Raw genomic sequence first — 20434 nt, forward strand, 5'->3', positions numbered from 1 at the left:
CTAAAAGGTGAGCGTGATGCAGCCGTCGCCGCCCGCGGTGCCCTCGGTGCCGTCCTCGCCGGGAGTCTGGGGGTCGTCGAAGTTGCCGACGTAGTCCTGGCCGTCGCCGCCGTCCCCGCCGTCCCCGCCGTCGCCAGTGCCCGCGGGGCAGGTGGCCGGCACCGGAGCCCCCGCTGCACCGCCTTCGCCACCTTCGCCTCCCGTGCTGCCGGGGACGGTGACGCCGACGGTCGCCGGTGTCACGTCGGCCCCTTCCTCACCGGCGGCGCCGGGGTCACCGTCGGATCCAACGGTGCCACTGGGCCGGCCGCCCTCGCAGGCGGACGCGGGGTCGGTCCCTCCGCCGTGGCCTCCCTCGCCCCGGGCGCCGCCGAGCACGCTGCCCGTGCCACCGCCACCGGGCCGTGACCCGCCGTCCACGAGTGCCAGGACGGCTCCGCCGCCGGTGAGGGCGGACCGGCCGCCGGCGCCCCCGTCGCCGCCGTCGACGCCCGGGTCGGCCTCCTCCCCGCTGGCGCCTCCCGCCCCACCGGCTCCGCCGGTGCCGACGGTGAGGGTCAGCACGTCGCCGGGGGTGACGGCCAGGGTGCAGGTGACCCGGGCACCTCCGCCGCCGCCTCCTCCCGCCCCTCCCCCGCCGCCGCTCTTGAAGAGGCCGGTGCCACCACCGCCGCCCCCTCCGCCGCCCCCGGCACCCGCCGCGACGAGGGTGACGGTGATGCCGGTGACACCGTCCGGGACGGTGAACGTGGCGTCGGTGGTGAAGGTCCGGGTGGTCGCGTCCCGGGCGGGTGCGGTGACGCCGGCGGGCAGGACCAGCGCCCCCGCGAGGCAGCCGGAACCGAGGGCGGCGCGCACCCTCCGGGGGCGGGCAGGCCTCACGCGGGTTCCGGCCGTCACCCGATCGTCGTAGCTCATGCTCAAACAGTGCTGTCGCCGCGGTCCTCCCGCGACGCCGGAGGGGGGATCGGGTGACCCGGCCCGTCCGCGGCGGGGCACCCGCACCGGCCGCCTGGCCGCCCCGTCCCGCTGTCCGGGTGAGACACGGAGTGCGCCGGCGGCGCAGAAATACCGGTTGATCGAGCACAGACGATCCTTGGCGCCAAGGCAAGACACCGATGAACAGGAAGAAGGGCACACGATGAGGCGTCTGATGGTGGCGGCGGCCGCGGGCGGGTTGCTGGCCGTGGCGATCCCGGGGGCGGTCGGGTCCGCGCAGGCGACGGAGGTCCTGGACAACCTGACCTGCACCGGGCCGGTGACGCTGACGTTCAGGAACCCGGTGACCGACGACGCGGTAGCGAACTCGTACACGGTCGAAGGCAGTCTCAACGACTGTTACAGCGCCGCCGGAACCAACTCGGACGTCGACCACGGCACGATCTCCTCGGTCGGCACCGGGACGTTCTCCTGCGTGTCCTTCCATCCCTTCTCCGGAGCGACGACCTTCACCTGGTACGACGCCGACAACCTGCCCCTCGGCCGCACCACCGTCGCCTTCCACGGCGGGGAGAAGGGCAACTCGGGCGGCAGCGAGGTGACCAACGACGAGACCGGCATCACGGACGCGACCAGCACCCTCCTGCCCCTCAACAGCTACCAGGGCAGCTTCGACCTGTCCGGCATCACCGGTTCCTGTGACACCGGAGTGACGGCCCTGACCGGGAACCACGAGGTGGACTTCAGCCTCGCCTCCCTCTGAGCGCACAGCACGCGCTCACGAGCCCCCGGGCACCGTCCGACGCCCGGGGGCTCGCCGTTCGGGCCGGGCGCCCCGGGCCGCACCCGCCCGGGGGTCAGCTCCGGCGCAGGGCGAGGACGACGTTGTGGCCTCCGAAGCCGAAGGAGTGGCTCAGCGCCGCGTCGATGCGCTGTCGGCGCGCCGTCCCGGTGACGCAGTCGATGTCGAACTCGGCGAGGTCGGGGGTGAGGTTGGCGACCGGCGGTACCAGCCCGTGCTCGACGGTCAGCACGGTGAGCGCCGCCTCGATCGCGCCGGCCGCGCCGAGGCTGTGGCCGAGCACGCCCTTGGGGGCGGTGACGCTGGGCCGGTGCGGCAGGGTGCGGGCGATCAGGCCGGCCTCGGCGGCGTCGTTGAGCGGGGTGGAGGTGCCGTGGGCGTTGACGTGGTCGACGTCGCCGGTACCCAGGCCCGCACTGCGCAGCGCCGTGCGCAGCGCCTGTTCCGCACCGGCGGCGTCCTGGGGCGGCGCGGTCGGGTGGTGGGCGTCGTTGCTGGCGCCGTGTCCGGCGAGCACGGCGCGCGCCCGGGCGCCGCGCGCCTTCGCGTCCGCGGCGCGCTCCAGGACGAGCACGGCGGCGCCCTCGGCCAGGACGAAGCCGTCCCGGTCGGCGGCGAACGGCCGGGAGGCGCCCGGTACGTCGTGCCCGCGCGCCGACAGGGTGCCCATCCGGTGGAAGCCGGTCGCCACCAGCGGGCTGAGGGCGGCTTCGGTGCCGCCGGCCAGGGCGAGGTCGCAGGACCCGGCGACCAGCAGGTCGTGGGCGACGGCCAGCGCCGTGGCACCGGAGGCGCAGGCGGTGGCGCAGGCGAGGGTGGGGCCGCGCGCGCCGAACTCCTGGGCCACCTCGCCGACGGCCATGTTGCCGATGACCATCGGGATGAGTGTCGGCGAGACGTGGGCCGGCCCGCGCTGGTGGAGTCGGCGCAGCTGGTCCTCCCAGTGCGGCGCGCCGCCGAAGCCCACCCCGAACACGACGGCGACCCGGGCGCCGTCCCACCCGTCGGTGACCAGGCCCGCGTCCTGGACGGCCTCCCGGGCCGCGAGCAGCGCGAGCTTGCCGAACCGTCCGATCCGCCAGGCCTTCCTGACCCCGACCACGGTGTCCAGGTCCATGGCGGGGATGCGGCAGGAGAACGTCACCGGGGCGCCGTCGAGCTCGGGGTCCGGTGCCGCGGTGGGGGTTCCGGCGCAGACCCGCCGCCAGGTCTCCTCGGCGCCGACCCCGGCCGGGGTGACGAGCCCCAGGCCGGTGACGGCGATCTCGGGGCGGTTCACGCGACGGGTTCGGTGGCGTCGCCGAGCCGGGCCCGGACGATCCGGGCGACGTCGCTGAGCGTGCTCTGCCGGCCGGCGTCCTCCTGGCTGATCAGGATGCCGAACTCGTCCTGGAGCACGAAGGCGAACTCGGCCAGTGCGAGCGAGTCGACGTCCATCTCCTCGAACGTGGCGTCGGGGCCGGCGGCGTCGGCGGATACGCCGAAACGCTCGACGAGCAGGGCCCGGGCGGTGTCGCAGACGTCGTGCACGGAGAGCGTCGTGTCCATAGGGGTGGTTCCTTTCCGGAGTGTGAGGGGCGGGCTCAGCCGCCGGTGGTGCGGTGGTGGCGGGTGAGCTCGGCCATGGCCTGGTCGAAGGTGGTGGGCGGCTCGAAGCCGAGGTCGCGCCGGGCCGCCGTGAGGTCGAACCAGTGCGGCCGGGTGAGCTGGTGGAGCAGGAACCGGCTGAGACCGTGGTCGGTGTGGCGGCGGAGCACCGTCGTCGTGGCGTCGGCCAGGACGGCGGCGGCCAGGGCGACGGGGTAGGGCACCGGGTGCCAGCTCGCGCGGCGTCCGGCTGCCGCGAGGAGCCCGGTCACCACCTCGCGCAGCGGCCGGGGTTCGCCCTGGGCGATGAAGTAGGCCCGTCCGGCCGCCGGGTGGCCCGGTCGCAGCCGGTCCAGTGCGAGCAGGTGGGCGTGGGCCGCGGTGGCGAGGGGGCAGGTGTCGACGAGGTTGGTGCCGCGGCCCGGCATCAGCAGTCGCCCGCCTTGGGTCGCCCGCAGCAGGGCGGGCAGGAAGTGCGGGTCGCCGGGCCCCCAGATCAGGTGGGGGCGCAGCGCCGTGGTGGCCAGGTCCGGGCCGTTGGCGGCGAGGACGGCCGCCTCGGCCTGGGCCTTGGTGCGGGGGTAGGCGGCCGAGTGGCGCCGGGGCCCGGGCCGGGACTCGTCCGCTCCCGTGACGCCGCCCTCGGGGGTGAAGGCCACGCTCGCGGTGGAGGTATAGACCAGTTGGCGGATGCCGAGGGCACGGCAGGTGGTCAGCACGTGCCGGGTGCCGTCGACGTTGACCGTGCGGTACGGCCGCTCGGGGCCCCGGACCCCGGCCAGGGCCGCGTTGTGGATCACCGCCTCGCACCCGGCGAGGGCCCGCCGGACGGTCCGCGGGTCGGCGATGTCGCCGAGGTGCTGGCGGACCCCGAGCCGTTCCAGCTCCGGACTCCAGCGGCGGTGCAGCGAGACCGCGATGTCGCCGCGCCCGGCGAGGCGGCGGCACAGTTCCAGGCCGAGGAAGCCGCTGCCCCCGGTGACCAGGACCCTCATCTCCCGCCGCCCAGCACGCCACCTGGGCGCAGCCGGCGGCGGGCCCAGCGGGCGAGGCGCTCGCGGTCGACGCGCGAGTTGTGCCTCGGGTCGGTGGGCAGCCGGCGGTGGAGCAGGACGGTGGCGATCCGGTGGCCGCCCGGCACCGCCGACAGGGCGTGCCGAAGCCCCTGGAGGACGGCCGTCCCCGAGCTGGCCGCCGATGGCGCCAACTCCACGCAGAGCACCGGCCGTTGACGGCCCGCGGGCCCGAGGCCGATCAGTGCGGTGCGGCCGATGCCGGGCACCGCGTCGGCGATCCGCTCGACCACGGCGGTGTCGAGCGCGAACCCGGCTCCGTGCACCCGGTGCGCGGAGCGCCCGAGGAACCACAGCCGGCCGCTCTCGTCGAGCCAGCCGAGATCGCCGGTGCGGTGCAGCACGTCCTCGCCGCTGCCGACCTTGGCGGCCGCGTTCGCTCCCGGGCGGGCGTGGTAGGCCCGGCTGACCTGCGGGCCGCCGACCGTGATCTCCCCGTAACTCCCTTGCGGCACCGGCCGGTTGTAGGAGACGGGGCCGACCGGCACCAGGACGTGGGCCGTGATGCCGGGCACCGGGCGGCCCAGGCAGACCCCGCGGTGGGCGTGCAGCGGTTCCGCGTGCGCGGCGGCCAGTTCGGCACTGTCGATCACGCTGACCGGCAGGCACTCGGTGGCGCCGTACGCGCTGAGCAGCGTCGCCTCCTCCGGCAGCGCCCGGCGCAGCGCACGCACCAGCCGTTCGGACAGCGGGGCGCCGAAGGAACAGGCCAGCCGCACCGGGGCGAGCGACAGGCGGCCGTGCTCGCACTCCCCGGCCAGGGCCCGCAGCACCGCCGGGGAGGCGCACACCACCGAGGTGAAGTGTTCGGTGACGGCGCGCGCCAGTTCGGCGCCCCGGGTGCGGGCCGGTCTGAGGTGGTCGATGGCCGGGACGACGGTGGTGGCGCCGGTGGCGGGCCCGAACAGGGCGAAGGGCAGGAACCCGGCGAGCAGCACCTCGCCCGGGCCCAGCCCCAGCAGCCCGGCGATGGAACGGACCTGGGCGGCCAGCTGGCGGTGGTCGTACTCCACACCCTTGGGCACTCCGGTGGAGCCGGAGGTGAAGGCGATCAGCGCGAGCGAGGCCGCGGGCGGCGGGCTCGGCCACGACGGCTCCGGCCGCTCAGCCTCCGTCTCCGGCTCCGGCCGACGCGCGCGCCACGCCCGCCGCGCGCGGCCCGTGAGCAGCGAGACGGTGACGTACGGGCGGGCCCAGCCGAGCAGCAGCCGGGCCAGCTGGGCGAGCGGGTCGCCGATGAACACCTCGGGCCGCGTCTCGTCCAGACAGGCCCGCAGCGCCGGTCGGGGCAGCGCCGGGTCGATCAGCACCGGCACCGCGCCGAGGGCGAGCAGCCCGTACACGGTGGTCACCAGGTCGTACGGGTCGCGGGCCATTACCACGGCCTTCTGCCCGGCGCGGACACCCGCCTCGCCCAGTTCGCGGGTGCGCGCGCGGCAGGCGGCCTCCAGCGTCGCGAAGTCGACGGTGTGCCAACGCCCGCGCGGAGCGGGCCAGGCGAGCGCGGTACGGTCCGGTTGCAGGTCGGCCCAGCCGGCCAGCTGGGCGGCGAGGGTCTCCGGCCAGGCGTCCTGCTCCCTGGTCGCCCCGGGGACCGCGCTCACCACCGCAGTGCCATGACGCCGACACTGGTACCGCTGGCCAGGCCGAGGAGCCCCACCAGGTCGCCCTCGCGCAGCCGGCCCTGCTCCTGCGCGAGGACCAGTTGCAGCGGGATGGTGGCGGTGGCCACGTTGCCGTAGTGGGCGAAGGTGGGAATCACGGCCTCCTCGGGGATACCGGTGGTCGAACAGAGGGTGCGGGTCATGGCCGCCGAGGGCTGGTGGACGCAGAACAGCGCACAGTCGGCCACGTCACCGATCAGTTCTTCGGCGGCCTTGACGGCCTGCTCCCGCAGCCCCGCGAACGAGGCCGTCAACGCGGCGTCGTCGACCTCCAACTCGTGCATCCGGCCGGTGGCGTACGGGCTGCGCAGTACCGCGCTCGGCCACGCGGCGGGGTTGGCGAAGAACCGGCTGCCGAGGATGCCGGGCCGTTCACTCGCCTCGACCAGCACGGCCGCCCCCATGTCGCCCAGCGTGAGGCTGGCCATCGCCGATGCGAGCCGGCCACGGTCCGGGACACGCCAGCGGGTGAGCCGGCTGGACGCCTCCCCGGCGACCACCAGCACCCGCTGGTAGGAGCCGAGCCTGATCAGTGCGTCCGCGCTCTCCAGCGCGCTGAGCACGCCGTTGCAGGCGTTCATCAGATCGAAGACCGGTGCCGTGACACCGAGCTTGGCGGCCACCACGTTCGCGGTCGCCGGCTCGTCGAGGTCCTTGGTGATCCCGGTGTACACGAGCAGGTCGATCGCCTCGGGCGGGAGGCCGGCGTCCTCCAGGACGGCGGCACCCGCCCGGGCCGCCAGATCCGAGGGCAGGTCCCCCGGCGACGCCACGCAGCGCTCGCGCAGCCCGAACATGTGCTCCAGCAGTCCCGCCGGCAGTGCGGCCCCGGGGCTCTGCCGGCGCAGCTCCTCCTCGATCTCGCGGGAACTCTGGCGGGCCTCGGGGACATGGACCCGCACGAGACCGATCCTGCTGTGGGGCGAGGGCATGGGCACCTTTCCGTGACAGTTCGTCATCGCGTGGACAGGAAGCGCCGAAGCGGCCTGATCAGGGACTCGCCGACGTCCTCCAGGACGAAGTGGCCCGCGTCGGCGAAGGCGTGCACCTCGGCGTGCGGGAGTCTGCGCCGCCACTCCCGCAGGACGAGCGGGGTGAACACCGGGTCGCGCAGGCCCCAGCCGATGAACACCGGCAGCGCGGCGAGGTCGGCGCTGTCCCCGCCGGGGTCGACCAGGGACCAGGCGGGGTCCGCGCCGCTGCGCGGGATCTGCCGCAGGAAGTCCCGCACCGCGCGGCGCTGCCACGCGCTGCGGTACGGCCGCAGGTAGGCGGAGCGGACTTCGGCGGACAGCGGTCGGACCACCCCGGCCCGCAGCGCCGCCCTGGGGAAGACGTTCAGCAGGTGCGCCGCCTCGCCGAGCGGCCGGACGTCGCGCAGCAGGGCCAGCGAGCGCGGCAGACGGTAGCCCTCGGGCCAGCGGAAACCCACGCTGTTCAGCACGACCAGCTTCGTGACCAGCCCGGGGTGCCGCCTCGCCCAGGCCAGGCCGATCGGCCCTCCCCAGTCGTGCACCGCTAGGGTCCAGCCTGCCGACGACGCCCGGCGCTGCTCGATCAGGTGGGCCGCCAGCGCGTCGAGGTGCTCCAGCCGCTGAGCAAGCGGAATCGGACCGGCACCGGTCCTGCGCTGGGAGAGCCCCATGCCCAGCTGGTCCGGCACGACGCAGCGGAAATCCCCGGCCAGCCCGGTGATCAGACGCCGCCACAGATATCCCCACGTCGGATTGCCGTGCAGCATGAGCACGACGTCGCCGGATCCGTGGTCGACGTAGTGCAGTCCGGACCTCTCCTCACGCCGCCAGTGCTCCGCACCCGGAAAACCGGGCAGGCGGTCCGCGGCCGGGGCGCGTCGGCCGCCGGGCGGGAGGGGTGGACTGGGCAGCACTGGGGTCTCCCCTTATCCGCTGGGCGGCCCGGCGGGCCGACACCGAAAAGGTCTGCCGCAGAACGTAACCCGGCGCCGACGGAAGACCCGGCAAGTACACGCCGCCGTCCCCCGAGTGCCCGACGGCAAAGATCGTTCACGATCTGTGGTAGCAAAAAGGCGACTTCGCAGGAAATCCCGGGTGCACGGCGACAGGCGGATCGATATCGCACCGCGAAGGCGAATCCGGCCCAGCCCGAATCGCACGGCAGTCATCCGGCGGCGATTCCGGCACAACAGTTCGCACACATAAACAAAGGAGGGGCCGACTCAAGCTCTGAGACTCCCCCGACACCGGACCGGGGCGCGGCAGGTGCCGCGCCCCGGTCCCTGCTGGGAGCGGCCCCGGGTCAGCTCGGGGAGCCGGACCAGATGACGTCCTTGCGCAGCCGCCCGAGACCGTAGTCGAACTGGACGGAGAACCGGTCGGCCGCGCTGCCCGGCAGGGCGTACGCCGTCAGGCCGGTGGCCTCCTCGCCCGGGGCCAGCGAGCCCTTGAGGATCTTCATCCGTCCGCTTCCGTCGATCAGCGTGAAGACGAGGTTGCCCTTGGCGTCCCTGATGGTGGGCAGCCCCGAACCGCTGAGCGAGACGTTCTCCGACCCGGTGTTGACGACGGTGATCCTCACCTGGATGATCTTGGCGTTCTTGGGGGTGTCCGACACGCTGTCACTCGGAACGTACGGCGTCGGCGCGGCCATCGTGACCTTCAGGCCGTCCGCGTAGGTGTAGGACTGACCGAACGACAGGCGCCGGGCCCGCTCGTCCGCGGCCGTCGTCTCCTGCTCGGCCTCGGCCCTCCTGCGCTCGGCCTCGATCCGCTCCCGCTCCCTCGCCGCCCGCTCGTTGTCGGCCTGGGTCGCGGCGTCGGCGCGAGCGCGCGCGGCGTTCTCCTCCGCCCGCCGCTCCTCGTTGGCCGCCTGCACCCGCGTCACGACGAACACCCCGGCGCCGACCGAGACCAGCAGACCGGAGACGCCCAGGATCACGCCCGCGAGCGCCATCGCCCGGTTGGTCGCCAGGCCCTTGCGGACGTAGCCCAGCCCGATGACGCCGAAGACCACGGCGAGCAGGGCCGGCAGCCAGGACAGCCAGAAGAAGATGACGGCCAGGCTGAGGACGCCACCGACGATCCCGAGCACCATGGCCGCGGTGCCCAGGCCGTTGCGGGGCTGCGGCGCCGGCATCGGGTACGCGTACGGCGGCCAGTACGGGACGCCCGGGGCCACGGCAGGGGGCACGGTAGGGGGCGCGCCGGGGGCAGCGGCAGGAGGCGCGACAGCGGTGGCGGTAGCGGTGGCGGCGGGCGCCGGGGCCTCGCCCTGACCCGGGCCCTCACCCTCACCTTGACCTTGACCTTGACCTTGACTCAGGCTCGGCGCCGCCCATGCGTCGGTGTCGGCCGACCCCTCGGCGGACTGCGGTCTGTCGGGCGGGGCGGGAACGGTCATGCGCAATCCTTCGAGCACTTGAGATGATCAGCGGCTGTTCAGCCTAGACGCCAAAGGATCTCCTGATCCCCCCGACGACAGCGACCCGATTTCCGCGAAGCGGTCACCGCCCCGGGCCGGACCCGCACGTCGACACCCCGGGAACGGCGAACCGACCGTCGAACCCGCCCCCGGCGGCGGCGCCGCCCAAACCCTCGACCTCACCTGGACGGTCAGACCTGGTTGAGGCCGCCGTCGACGAAGAGTTCGGCTCCCGTGGTGAAGGAGCTCTGGTCCGAGGCGAGGAAGAGGGCCGCGGCGGCGACCTCGTCGGGGCGTCCGATCCGGCCCAGCGGAATCCTGGCGATGAGCTCGTCCACCCCGGGCGCCTCCTGCGCGCTCAGACCGCGGATGGCGGGAGTCTCGATCGGGCCGGGGCTGATGGCGTTGACCCGGATGCCGCGGCCCGCGAGCTCGGCGGCCCACGTGCGGACGAGGTTGCGGTCGGCGGCCTTGGTGGCGCTGTAGACGCTCATCGCCCGGACGCCCGTCGACGCGTTGGTGGAGGAGAGCACGATCACCGAGGCGCCGTCCGGCAACAGGGGCAGCGCCTTCTGGACGGTGAAGACCACGCCCCTGACGTTGATGTCGAAGACCCGGTCGTAGTGCTCCTCGGTGATCTTCCCGAGCGGGGCGAACTCGCCGACGCCGGCATTGGCCACCACGACGTCCAGCCGTCCGCTGCGGGCCTCGATCGCCGCGAAGAGCCGGTCGAGGTCGTCGAGGTTCGACACGTCGCTCTGGACGCCGACGGCCCGTTCGCCGACGGCTTCCACGGCCTCGTCCAGCTCGGCCTTGCGCCGGCCGGTGAGGTAGACGGTGGCACCTTCGGTGGCGAACCGACGCACGACGGCGAGACCGATCCCGGCCGAGCCCCCGGTCACCAGGGCGACCTTCCCATCCAGCTGTCCCATGGTTTCCACTCCCTTGACCAGCACTGCTTCGACCATCACTGGAGTCACTGCCTCCCGTGGGAGCGCCGAAGCCCCCGCCGGGAATTCCCCCGGGCGTCCCGTGCCCACCGGCGCCGCCCGGCCCCGGAAGCCGTCCGAGGCGGCTTTCCCGGCTCGTTCTCCTCGGCCGCGTGGCCGGTGAGGAAGAGGAAGACGTCGTCGAGGGTGGGCCTGCGCAGGCCGATGTCGTCGATGAGGACGCCCAGCCCGTCCAGCTCGCGGATGACGTCGGCGAGCACCCGGGCGCCCCCGCCCACCGGCACGAGGATGCGCCGGGTGTGCTGCTCCACGCTGAGCGGGCCCCCGCCGTACGGGGTGAGCGCCGCGACGGCCGCACCGATCTGCTCACGGTCGTGGACCACCACCTCCACCCGCTCGCCGCCGGTCCTGGTCTTGAGGTCGTCGGCGGACCCGCGGGCGATCACCCGGCCGTGGTCGACCACGACGATGTCGTGCGCCAGCCGGTCGGCCTCCTCCAGGTACTGGGTGGTGAGCAGCAACGTGGTGCCCTCCGCCGCCAGCATCTCGACGACCTCCCACAGCGCCAGCCGGTTGCGCGGGTCCAGACCGGTGGTCGGCTCGTCGAGGAACATCACCGGCGGCCGCACCACCAGCGCGGCCGCCAGGTCGAGCCGGCGGCGCATGCCACCGGAGTAGGTCCTGGCCGGCCGGTCGGCCGCCTCGGCGAGGTCGAACCACTCCAGCAGCTCCCGGGCGCGCACCTTGGCGTCCCTGCTCCGCATCTGGTAGAGCTCGCCGACCATCTGGAGGTTCTCCCGGCCGGTGAGGTACTCGTCGACCGCCGCGTACTGGCCGCACAGGCCCAGCAGGCTGCGGACCCGGCCGGGGTGCTTGAGCACGTCCACCCCCGCCACGTGGGCGCTGCCCGCGTCGGGCCGCACCAGGGTGGTGAGCACCCGCACCGTGGTGCTCTTGCCGGCGCCGTTGGGGCCGAGCAGGCCCAGCACCGTCCCCTCCGGCACGTCCAGGTCGACCCCGTCCAGGGCCCGTACGTCGCCGAAGTCCTTCACCAGGCCCTCGGCCCGGATGGCCGCCCTCATGTGCCCCTCCTCCTCCTGGAACCGGCCGGGAACCACCTGACGGCCGGCACTGGCAGGATCCCCCCGCAGCGCCCGTCGTGCTCCTCGGCGGGGCAGCGGGGGCACCGCGTGCGCGGCCGCCGGGATGCGAGCCACCCGGGTGTGGTGGAAACGTGGAGGAGAGAGCCCGGCCCCGGCCCTGCCCCGGCCGCCCCACCGGGTTCCCGAAGGCCGTGCGCACCGGACGAGAAGGACCGAGGACCCGCACCGACCTGCGGCGGTCACGCGCCGGCCGCCCGGAGGCCCCCGCCGGCTCACGCTCCCTCGCGCGGATCGATACCGGATGCGTCTCCTGCCGAATCGAGGCGGTACCAGTGGATCTCAGGATGTCGGTCGAAGCCCGGGAGGCGTTCCTCGCCGCCCCGCACGTGGGAATCCTGGGGGTGGACGACGCGCGCGACGGCGGCGGACCGCTGCTCGTCCCGCTCTGGTACTCCTACCGGCCCGGCGGGCTGGTGACGATCCAGACCGGGCGCACGACGCTGAAGGCCCGGCTCATCCGCAGCGCGGGCCGGTTCAGCCTCTGCGCGCAGGTCGAGTCGGCGCCCTACCGCTACGTCAGCGTGGAGGGGCCGGTGGTGGCCGTCGAGGACCCGCTGCCGCCGGACGCACGCGAGGAGCTGGCCCGCCGGTACCTGGACGCGGACACGGCGGCGGCGTACCTGGACGCCAACCGGGGGCAGCTGGCCGACGACGTCCTCATCCGCATGAGGCCCGAGAGATGGCGGACCGCCGACTTCGCCGCCTTCGCCAAGGAGTTCGAACCGTAGCCACCCGCGCGCGGTCCGTGTGCGGCAGAGAGCGTGACGTCCCGATGAAGACCCGAACGACGACGCATCAGGAGACGGCCGAGCACGCCGCGGCGGTGCCCTATCCACGCGATCGCTGCCTCCACGAGCTGTTCGACGCCCGGGCGGTGCACCGCCCGCGGGCCATCGCCTCCGTCCAGCACGGCCGCGGCATCAGCTACGGCGAACTCAAGCTCCGCTCCGACGCGGTGGCGGCCCGGCTGCACGACTCCGGCGTGCGGCACGGCGACACCGTCGGGGTGTGCGGGGCCCGCTCCCCGGAGGCGCTGGTCGCGTTCCTGGGCATCCTCAAGACCGGTGCGGCCTACGTCCCGCTCGACGACGCCTCGCCACCCGCGCGTCTGCAGGCGATGGCCGAGGACGCGGGAGTGCACACCGTCGTCACGCTGCCCGGCAGCTCCCGCCGCATCCGGCGCGTGCGCTCCCGCATCGACCTGGGCGGCCCGGCCCCGACCGCCCCGGCCGCGGTGCCGCAGCCCCGGGTGCTCCCCGCGGACTGCGCCTACGTGATGTTCACCTCCGGCTCGACCGGCCGCCCCAAACCCGTGGCGATCCCGCACCGCGGAATCGTCCGCCTCGCCGCCTCCGACCTGGTCCGGCAGCGGCCGCGGCCCGGTGAGCGGGTCCTGCACGCCTACGGCCTCTCCTCGGACGCCTCCACGATCGAGATCTGGCCCGCGCTGCTCGCCGGCGCCTGCGTCGTGATCGCCGACCAGGAGGAACTGCTCTCGCCGACCGCCCTGGAATCGCTGCTGCTCTCCGAGCGGGTCAGCATCGCCTACCTGACCACCGGGGTGTTCCACCACATCGCGCGCACCAGGCCCTCGGCGCTGCGGTCCCTGCGGTTCGCCTCGGCCGGAGGCGAGGCGATGGACGCGGAACTGGCCCGCGCGATACTGGCGGCCTGCCCGGACACCACCGTGGTCAACTTCTACGGGCCGACCGAGAACAGCGTGGTGTCCACCGCACACGCGCTGCACGACCTGCCCCCCGAGGCGACGGCCGTGCCGATCGGCCTCCCCCTGGAGCACTCCACCTGCCACGTGCTGCGCCCGGACGGCACGCTCGCCGACACCGGCGAGGAAGGCGAGCTCCTCGTCGGCGGGGACGGGCTCGCCCTGGGGTACCTCGGCGACCCCGGGCTGACCGCCGAGCGCTTCGTCGACGACCTCGTCGGGCCCGGTACGCGCCTCTACCGCACCGGTGACCGCGTGGTCCGGCACCCGGACGGCGTACTGGAGTACCGGGCCCGGGTCGACCGGCAGATCAAACTGCGCGGACACCGCATCGAACCGGACGAGGTGGAGGCGCGGCTGCGCGCGGACGACGCGGTGGGCGAGGCCGTCGTCGAACGCGAGGGCGACGCCCTGATCGGGTACGTGACCCCGGCCCGCCCCGGCCAGGCACTGACCCTGGACCGCATCCGCAGCGGCCTCGCCGCCTGGCTGCCCGCACCCGCGGTGCCCGCGCGGCTGGTCGAACTCGCGCGGTTCCCCGTGACGGCCGGGGGCAAGGTCGACCGCGCCCGGCTACACAGGGTGGCGGCGACCGAGCAGGCTGCCGTCCCGGCGGCGGTGAACGGCACCGCGGCCGGCCCGCAGGACACGGTGGCCCGGATCTGGCAGGTGGTGCTGGGCGTGCACCCGGCGCCGGGCGACAACTTCTTCGACATCGGCGGCGACTCCCTGCTGGCAGCCGAGGCCGTCACCCGTACGCTGGCCGCCTTCGAGCTCGACGCCCGGCACGGCCGCACCCTCGTCCACAGCCTGCTGCGCTCCCCGACCCTGGAGGACTTCACCGCCGCCGTCGCCGCCCTCCAGGGCCCGCACGGCAGGGTGAACGCCGACGCGGGCCCGGTGGACTTCCGCGCCGAGGCACGGCTGGGCTTCACCCTCCCGCCACCGCGCGGGCCGGAACCGGACTGGCACCACCCCGCCGAGGTGCTGCTCACCGGCGCCTCCGGCTTCGTCGGCGCCTTCCTCCTGGACGCGCTGCTGCGCCGAACCGACGCCCGGGTGTGCTGCCCGGTGCGCAGCCGGGCCCCCGCCCACGCCCGGCAGAAGGTGATGCGCAACCTCGCCCGCTTCGGCCTCGCCACCCCCGAAGCCGCCGACCGCATCGTGTGCCTCCCCGCCGACCTCGCCGAGCCCGGCCTCGGACTGGAACCGGGCCGCGCCGACGAACTCGCCGACACCGTCGACCTGGTGATCCACTCGGCCGCGCAGGTCAACTTCATCTATCCGTACGACGCGCTGCGCCGCACCAACGTGGAAGGCACCAGGGAGCTCGTCCGACTGGCGGCCGGGCGCCGGGTGCCGGTGCACTTCCTCTCCACCATCGCGGTGCTCGCCGGCTTCGGGACCGCCGGCGTACGGCACGTCGACGAGGACCTGCCGCTCGACCACGCCGACGGGCTCACCATGGGCTACGCCGAGAGCAAGTGGGTCGCCGAGGAGGTGCTGCGCGACGCCGCGGACCAGGACCAGGGCCTGCCGGTGGCGGTCTACCGTCCGTACGAGATCACCGGCGACCGGCACACCGGCGCGTGCAACACCGACACCGCGATCTGCTCGCTGTTCAGGACCATCAGCGAGACCGGGCTCGCCCCCGACATCCGGCTGCCGCTGGACTTCGTCCCGGTGGACTTCCTCTCCGACGCCGTGGTGCACATCGCCACCACCCACCGCGCCACCCGCCGGACCTACCACCTGACCAACCCCCGCGCCGCGAGCCTGTGCGACATGCTCGACCGGATGGACATCGCCGGCCACCGGATCTCCCGGCTCCCCTACGAGGAGTGGGTGGGCGAGCTCGTCCGCCACGTCGCGCAGCACCCCACGAGCCCCACGGCCCCGTTCGTCTCACTGTGCGTGGACCGCTGCAAGCGGGCCGACATGTCCGTCAAGGAGATGTACTTCGAGGGCACCTTCCCGACCGTCGGGCGGGCCAACGTCGAACACGACCTGGCCGCCTCGGGCCTGCACTGCCCTCCCGTCGACGCGGAGTTGCTGGACCGCTACCTGGAGTACTTCTACACCACCGGTTACATCGAACGCCCCTGCCCCCGCCACCGCCCCCGTCACCCGGAAGGGGCGCGGGCATGAGCGCACCGCCGCCCGGTGCGCGGGGGGACGGCGCCGAGCCGGACGTCCTGAACTTCCCGCTCCCGCCGCCGGGCACCATGGGGCCGCCCGAGGAGTCCGCGCGGCTGCGCGAGACCTGCCCCCTGGCCAGGGTCAGGCTGCCGATGGACGCGACCGCCTGGTACGCCACCCGGCACGAGGACGTCCGGATGCTCTTCGCGGACGCCCGGCTGATCAGACCGACCATCAACGACTGGCCGCCACGTCCCGGGCAACCCGCGGACGACGGGCCGCGCCTGGTCACGATCGCCGAACTCGACGGCCCCCGGCACGCGGCCCTGCGCCGGGCGCTGGCCGAGCCGTTCAGCTCCCGGGCCGTGCGCGACCACCTGCCGCGCATCCGCGAGCTCGCCGGGCGACTGCTGCGGACGTTCGAGGACGACGGCCCGCCCGGCGACCTCGTCGCCGGCTTCACCGACCCCTTCCCCCTGCTCGTGCTCTGCGACCTGGTCGGCATCCCCTTCGAGGACCGGGACTGGTTCCTCCCGGTGCTGGACGCGGCCCTCGGCGGCATGGTGACCTCCCAGGAGGGGCGCCGGGTCACCGACCTGCTGCGCGAGTACGTCGCCGCACTGATCGCCCGGAAGCGGGACCGGCCCGGCGACGACGTCCTGACCCGGCTGGTCCGCCGGTGCGACGACGGCGAGCTGACCCACGACGACGTGATGGCCTTCGGGCTGTCCATGCTCACCGTCGGCTTCGGCATCAGCAGCTTCTTCCTGGCCGACACCGTGCACACCCTGCTCGCCCGGCCGGGCCTGTGGGCCCGTCTGCGCGACGACCGGGAGCTGATGCCCGGCGCGGTGGAGGAGTTCCTGCGCTACATGCCGGTGATGAACGGCACCGTGATCCTCCTGGCGACCGAGGACATCGAACTGCACGGGCGGACGATCCGCCAGGGCGACGCCGTCATCCCCGTACCGGCCTCCGCCAACCGCGACGAGCGGGTGTTCGCCGACGCCGACCGGCTCGACCTGGAGCGGGCCGGCGCGACCACGGGCCGCGGAGGCCACCTCGCCTTCGGACGCGGAGCCCACAACTGCCTCGGCGCCCACCTGGCCCGCGCCGAACTGTCCGCAGGGGTCGAGGCGTTGCTCGACCGCTTCCCGCGGCTGCGCCTCGCCGAAGGACAGGAACCCGCCTGGGACGACGAATCCGTGACCAAGTCACCGCTGACCCTCCCGGTCAGCTGGTGAGCCCCGACCGGCCACCTCGCACGTGACCGCCTCGCACGCGATCACGTCGCACTCGGCCACCTCGCACGCGATCAGCTCGTACCCGACCACCTCGCACGCGATCAGCTCGTACCCGACCACCTCGTACGCGACCAGGGAGCACCGCCAGTGAGCAGCTCACCGCCGCAACCCGCCGCCGACCCGCCCGCCATCGACCTGCCCCTGCCGCCGCCGGGCACCATGGGCCCGCCCACGCAGTACGGGTGGCTGCGCCGGGAGTGCCCGCTCGCGCAGGTCCGGCTGCCGATCGGCGCCACCGCCTGGTACGCCACCCGCTACGAGGACGTCCGGGACCTGATCGCGGACCCCCGGCTGGTCCGGCCGACCATCAACGACTGGCCGCCCCGACCCGACCGGGCCGCCGACGACGAGCCGGGCCTGATCACGATGATGGAACTGAACGGCACCCGCCACGAGGCCCTGCGCCGCGCTCTGGCCGAGCCGTTCAGCGTCCGTTCCGTCCGGCGCCGGCTGCCGCGACTGCGCCGGTCGGCCGACGGGCTGCTGGACGACTTCACGGCCGCCGGGCAGCCCGGCGACCTGGTCGGCGGCTTCCTGGAGCCCTTCCCGCTGCTGGCCATGTGCGAGCTGGTGGGCATCCCCTACGAGGACCGCGAGTACTTCCTGCCCAGGGCGGACGCCGCCCTCGGGGCGATGGTCACCCTGGACGAGGGCCGCGAGGTCACCTCCGAACTGCGCGAGTACATCACGTCACTGCTCGACCGCAAGCGGCGCGAGCCCGCCGACGACGTCCTCACCGGGCTGGTCCACGCGTGCGGGACCGGCACCCTGGACGGGGAGAGCGTGGTGACCTTCGGGCTCTCGATGCTGGTCGCCGGCTACCGCACGAGCACCATGTTCCTGGCCGACGCCGTGGTGGCCCTGCTGACCGCTCCCGACCGGTACGCCCGGCTCCGCGACGACCGCGGCCTCCTCCCCGGCGCGGTGGAGGAACTCCTGCGCTACGTACCGGTCATGAACGGCGTCGTGGTCCTCCAGGCCGTCGAGGACATCGAGTTGCACGACCGCAGGATCCGCGCGGGAGACGCCGTCCTGCCCGTCCTCGCCTCGGCCAACCGCGACGAGCGGGTGTTCACCGACGCCGACCGGCTCGACCTGTGCCGGGCGGAGAACCCGCACCTCGCCTTCGGCCGGGGTGCGCACAACTGCATCGGCGCGCACCTGGCCCGGGCCCAGATGACCGTGGGACTGGAAGCCCTGCTCGACCGCTTCCCGCGACTGCGCCTCGCCGAAGGACAGGAACCCACCTGGGACGACGAATCCCCGAGCAAGTCACCGCTCACCCTCCCCGTCAGCTGGCACGTCACCACCGCTGCCGCTCAAGGGGTCGGCGATCCACCGGAACGACCGCGAAGCCGCCGGCCCCCGCCGCCGTGAGGACACCGCCGGGCGTTGCGCTCACCGCCGTCCCTGGCTGGGGGTGAAGCAGCAGAACGGGCCCCGCGAGTACGGCGGCGTCATGTGGAACGAGCAGACCTTCGGGATGCCGCCGCGGGCGACCGAGCGACACCGTGCACCCAATTCCCAACCTCAGTCGCTTCAGTCCCTGCCATCGCCCTGACCTGCGCAAATGCGCAGCGACCGAAGGGTCCGGACAGCCCGTGGAAGCCGACAGTCGCTCGACCCGCCCCGGACGACTCCACATCAGGCCCCTGAGCGAAGACAGTCAGAGCCCGAGCGGAGTCGGTTCAGGGGGCCGTCGCGGGAACGAGGTGGTCGAGTCCCTGCGCGCTGTCCGTCGCGGCCTCGACCGAGCGCGGCAACATGACGCTCTCGTAGGCGCGGACGGCGTCGTCGACGCCGGGTTCGGTGGCGAGGGCGTGGGCGAGGTCGGCGCCGTCGAGCATGGCGAGATTGGCGCCCAGTCCGACCGGGGGCATCAGGTGCGCGGCGTCGCCGAGCAGCGTGACGCCGGGGACGTGCTGCCAGGTGTGCGGGGCGGGCAGGACGAACAGGGGCCGGCTGACGAACCCGCTGTCGTTGTTGCGCAGGACGTAGCGCAGGCTCTCGTCCCAGCCGTCGAACGCCCTCAGCAGGTGCGTTCGCACGGCCCGCTGGTCGCCGAGGTCGACACCGGCGGCCATGTGCCAGTCCTCCGGCACGCGCAGCGCGATGTAGGCGCGGATGTGGCCGTTGCTGTTGCGCTGGGCGACCAGGGACCTGCCGGCGCCCTTCACCAGCATCGATCCGTCGCCGACCAGCCGCGCGAGGTCGGGGTGGTGGGTGTCGCAGTGGTCGAATCCGGTCTCGACGAAGGTGACGCCGGTGTAGCGGGGTGCGGCGGGCGACAGGGCCGGGCGGACCCGCGACCAGGCGCCGTCGGCGCCGACCACCAGGTCGAAGTCCTCGGCGGTGCCGTCACCGAAGCGCAGCCGGCAGGTGCCGTCCGCCAGCGGGGTGACCTCGCTGACGGCGCGGTCCCATCGCACCGTGCCCTCGGCGATCGAGTCCAGGAGCAGGCCGCGCAGTTGGCCACGGTCGATCTCCGGCCGGCCGCCGTCGGCGGAAGGCCCCTGCTGCGCCACGAGCGCGGCGGTGGCGAAGTCGAGCACGCGCCACGCGTCTCCTTCGGGGCGGGCGAGGGCGTGGAACCGGTCGAGGAGCCCCGCCGCGCGCAGGGCGGCCTGGCCGCTGTCGGCGTGCAGGTCGAGGGTGCCGCCCTGCGGGCGGGCGTCGGCGGATGCCTCGCGCTCGAAGACGGTGACGGAGCGGCCGTGCTGCTGCAGGACCCGGGCGCAGGTGAGGCCGCCGAGGCCGGCGCCGACGATCGCGATGCGGGGATGCCGGGGATCACGGGAAGTGCGGGCGGAGTTCATGGGAGTCCCCCTCGGGAAGTGGGTGGGCCACTGGGAGGCCCGACACCACCAAGAAAGCACACTCGCTAAATAAGCGCAACGACTAAACTTTTGCAGCGGGTGCACTATGCCGATATGGTGGGCACGTGACCGAACCGACCGGGCGCCGCGAGCGCAAGAAGGCCCAGACCCGCCAGTCCCTGGCCGACGCCGCACTCGACCTCTTCCTCGAACGCGGCTACGACCAGGTCGGCGTCAAGGACGTCGCCGACGCCGCCGACGTCTCGGTGACCACCCTGTTCAAGCACTTCTCCGGCAAGGAAGCCCTGGTCTTCGACCAGGAGGACGACATCGAGGCAACACTCGTCGCCGCCGTCCGCGAACGAACCCCCGGCACGTCGATCCCGCAGGCACTGCGCGATCACCTCCTGCTGGCGCAGACCCAGTTCGCCGTCCACACCGCGGACCCCCGGTTCGCCGACTTCACGCGCATGGTCCAGGAGACCCCCGCACTGCGCGACTACGCCCACCGCATGTGGACGCGCCACGAAACCGCCCTGGCCCGAGCCATCGCCGAGGCCGTCAACGCCCCCGAGGACGACGTCAGCTGCGCCGCCCTCGCCCGTTTCGCCCTTGAGGCCCGCGGCCTCATCCTGCAGCACGCCGACCCGCGCCGAGCCGCCGACGAGGCCTTCGCGCTGCTCGAACACGGCTGGTCAGCCTCCCACCCGGGCACCTGACCCGGCCGGCGCCGCGGTCAGGTCAGTGCTCGGTGGAGGAGGTGAGTGGCGCTCACCACAGGACGGCCTCCGCGACGCCGGCGTGGACGATGACGTCCTCGCCCCCGCGCCTGCCGTCGATCGGTCGATCGACGGCTGGCGCGGGGGCGAGGGGCC

The 20434-nt window shown here is 74.0% G+C and carries 18 protein-coding genes; 7 read left to right on the forward strand and 11 right to left on the reverse strand.

What is annotated here, in order from left to right:
* Complete coding sequence (locus tag ACFVTF_RS06395; RefSeq protein WP_387809818.1) at window positions 1-918, reverse strand: hypothetical protein; 918 nt, start codon at window positions 916-918, stop codon at window positions 1-3.
* A gap of 223 nt (window positions 919-1141) precedes the next feature.
* Between ACFVTF_RS06395 and ACFVTF_RS06400 the strand changes: the two genes are divergently transcribed.
* A complete protein-coding gene (locus tag ACFVTF_RS06400) occupies window positions 1142-1702 on the forward strand; it encodes a hypothetical protein (protein WP_387809821.1) in 561 nt (186 codons plus the stop codon).
* A gap of 94 nt (window positions 1703-1796) precedes the next feature.
* Here the strand turns inward: ACFVTF_RS06400 and ACFVTF_RS06405 are convergent, their stop codons facing one another.
* The 9 genes from ACFVTF_RS06405 to ACFVTF_RS06445 all read right to left on the reverse strand — a co-directional run bounded on the left by ACFVTF_RS06405 (window position 1797) and on the right by ACFVTF_RS06445 (window position 11496).
* Window positions 1797-3020, reverse strand: coding sequence for a beta-ketoacyl-[acyl-carrier-protein] synthase family protein (locus tag ACFVTF_RS06405; RefSeq protein WP_387809824.1), 1224 nt, complete (start codon window positions 3018-3020; stop codon window positions 1797-1799).
* Window positions 3017-3289, reverse strand: coding sequence for an acyl carrier protein (locus tag ACFVTF_RS06410; RefSeq protein ID WP_387809827.1), 273 nt, complete (start codon window positions 3287-3289; stop codon window positions 3017-3019). Before ACFVTF_RS06410 ends, ACFVTF_RS06405 begins: the two co-directional genes overlap by 4 nt.
* Before the next feature lie 35 nt (window positions 3290-3324).
* Window positions 3325-4323, reverse strand: coding sequence for an NAD-dependent epimerase/dehydratase family protein (locus ACFVTF_RS06415; protein ID WP_387809830.1), 999 nt, complete (start codon window positions 4321-4323; stop codon window positions 3325-3327).
* The gene (locus tag ACFVTF_RS06420; protein ID WP_387809838.1) at window positions 4320-6005 is read right to left on the reverse strand and encodes an AMP-binding protein; all 1686 of its coding nucleotides are present in this window, start codon (window positions 6003-6005) and stop codon (window positions 4320-4322) included. Before ACFVTF_RS06420 ends, ACFVTF_RS06415 begins: the two co-directional genes overlap by 4 nt.
* Window positions 6002-6967, reverse strand: coding sequence for a 3-oxoacyl-ACP synthase III family protein (locus tag ACFVTF_RS06425; RefSeq protein ID WP_387809841.1), 966 nt, complete (start codon window positions 6965-6967; stop codon window positions 6002-6004). The genes ACFVTF_RS06420 and ACFVTF_RS06425 overlap by 4 nt, the downstream gene beginning before the upstream one ends.
* Window positions 6968-7020: 53 nt before the next feature.
* Complete coding sequence (locus ACFVTF_RS06430) at window positions 7021-7953, reverse strand: alpha/beta fold hydrolase (protein WP_387809844.1); 933 nt, start codon at window positions 7951-7953, stop codon at window positions 7021-7023.
* A gap of 389 nt (window positions 7954-8342) precedes the next feature.
* Window positions 8343-9221 carry a DUF4190 domain-containing protein gene (locus ACFVTF_RS06435; protein WP_387809846.1) on the reverse strand — a complete coding sequence of 293 codons (879 nt, stop codon included), beginning with the start codon at window positions 9219-9221 and terminating at the stop codon, window positions 8343-8345.
* 434 nt (window positions 9222-9655) lie between these two features.
* Window positions 9656-10396, reverse strand: coding sequence for an SDR family NAD(P)-dependent oxidoreductase (locus ACFVTF_RS06440; RefSeq protein ID WP_387809849.1), 741 nt, complete (start codon window positions 10394-10396; stop codon window positions 9656-9658).
* 44 nt (window positions 10397-10440) lie between these two features.
* Window positions 10441-11496, reverse strand: a complete 1056-nt coding sequence (locus ACFVTF_RS06445; protein ID WP_387809852.1) for an ATP-binding cassette domain-containing protein — start codon at window positions 11494-11496, stop codon at window positions 10441-10443.
* A 365-nt stretch (window positions 11497-11861) separates the two neighbouring features.
* Between ACFVTF_RS06445 and ACFVTF_RS06450 the strand changes: the two genes are divergently transcribed.
* The 5 genes from ACFVTF_RS06450 to ACFVTF_RS06470 are packed head-to-tail and all read left to right on the forward strand — an operon-like array spanning window position 11862 to window position 18120.
* Window positions 11862-12305 (forward strand): pyridoxamine 5'-phosphate oxidase family protein, encoded by a 444-nt coding sequence (locus tag ACFVTF_RS06450; RefSeq protein ID WP_387809855.1) that lies wholly within the window; start codon window positions 11862-11864, stop codon window positions 12303-12305.
* Between the two features lie 44 nt (window positions 12306-12349).
* The gene (locus ACFVTF_RS06455; protein WP_387809857.1) at window positions 12350-15448 is read left to right on the forward strand and encodes an amino acid adenylation domain-containing protein; all 3099 of its coding nucleotides are present in this window, start codon (window positions 12350-12352) and stop codon (window positions 15446-15448) included.
* On the forward strand, window positions 15445-16683 hold the full coding sequence (locus ACFVTF_RS06460; protein WP_387809860.1) for a cytochrome P450: 1239 nt from the start codon (window positions 15445-15447) through the stop codon (window positions 16681-16683). The genes ACFVTF_RS06455 and ACFVTF_RS06460 overlap by 4 nt, the downstream gene beginning before the upstream one ends.
* A 22-nt stretch (window positions 16684-16705) precedes the next feature.
* On the forward strand, window positions 16706-16834 hold the full coding sequence (locus ACFVTF_RS06465; protein ID WP_387809863.1) for a hypothetical protein: 129 nt from the start codon (window positions 16706-16708) through the stop codon (window positions 16832-16834).
* Window positions 16831-18120: a cytochrome P450 gene (locus ACFVTF_RS06470; protein WP_387809866.1), complete on the forward strand. Its 1290-nt coding sequence runs from the start codon at window positions 16831-16833 to the stop codon at window positions 18118-18120. The genes ACFVTF_RS06465 and ACFVTF_RS06470 overlap by 4 nt, the downstream gene beginning before the upstream one ends.
* Window positions 18121-18431: 311 nt before the next feature.
* Here the strand turns inward: ACFVTF_RS06470 and ACFVTF_RS06475 are convergent, their stop codons facing one another.
* Window positions 18432-19559: an FAD-dependent oxidoreductase gene (locus ACFVTF_RS06475; RefSeq protein WP_387809869.1), complete on the reverse strand. Its 1128-nt coding sequence runs from the start codon at window positions 19557-19559 to the stop codon at window positions 18432-18434.
* Window positions 19560-19684: 125 nt separating this feature from the next.
* Here ACFVTF_RS06475 and ACFVTF_RS06480 point away from each other — a divergent pair, with 125 nt between their 5' ends.
* On the forward strand, window positions 19685-20278 hold the full coding sequence (locus ACFVTF_RS06480; protein ID WP_387809872.1) for a TetR/AcrR family transcriptional regulator: 594 nt from the start codon (window positions 19685-19687) through the stop codon (window positions 20276-20278).
* Window positions 20279-20434: the final 156 nt, after the last annotated feature.

The sequence above is a fragment of the Kitasatospora sp. NPDC057940 genome (assembly GCF_042887425.1).
Classification (GTDB): domain Bacteria; phylum Actinomycetota; class Actinomycetes; order Streptomycetales; family Streptomycetaceae; genus Kitasatospora.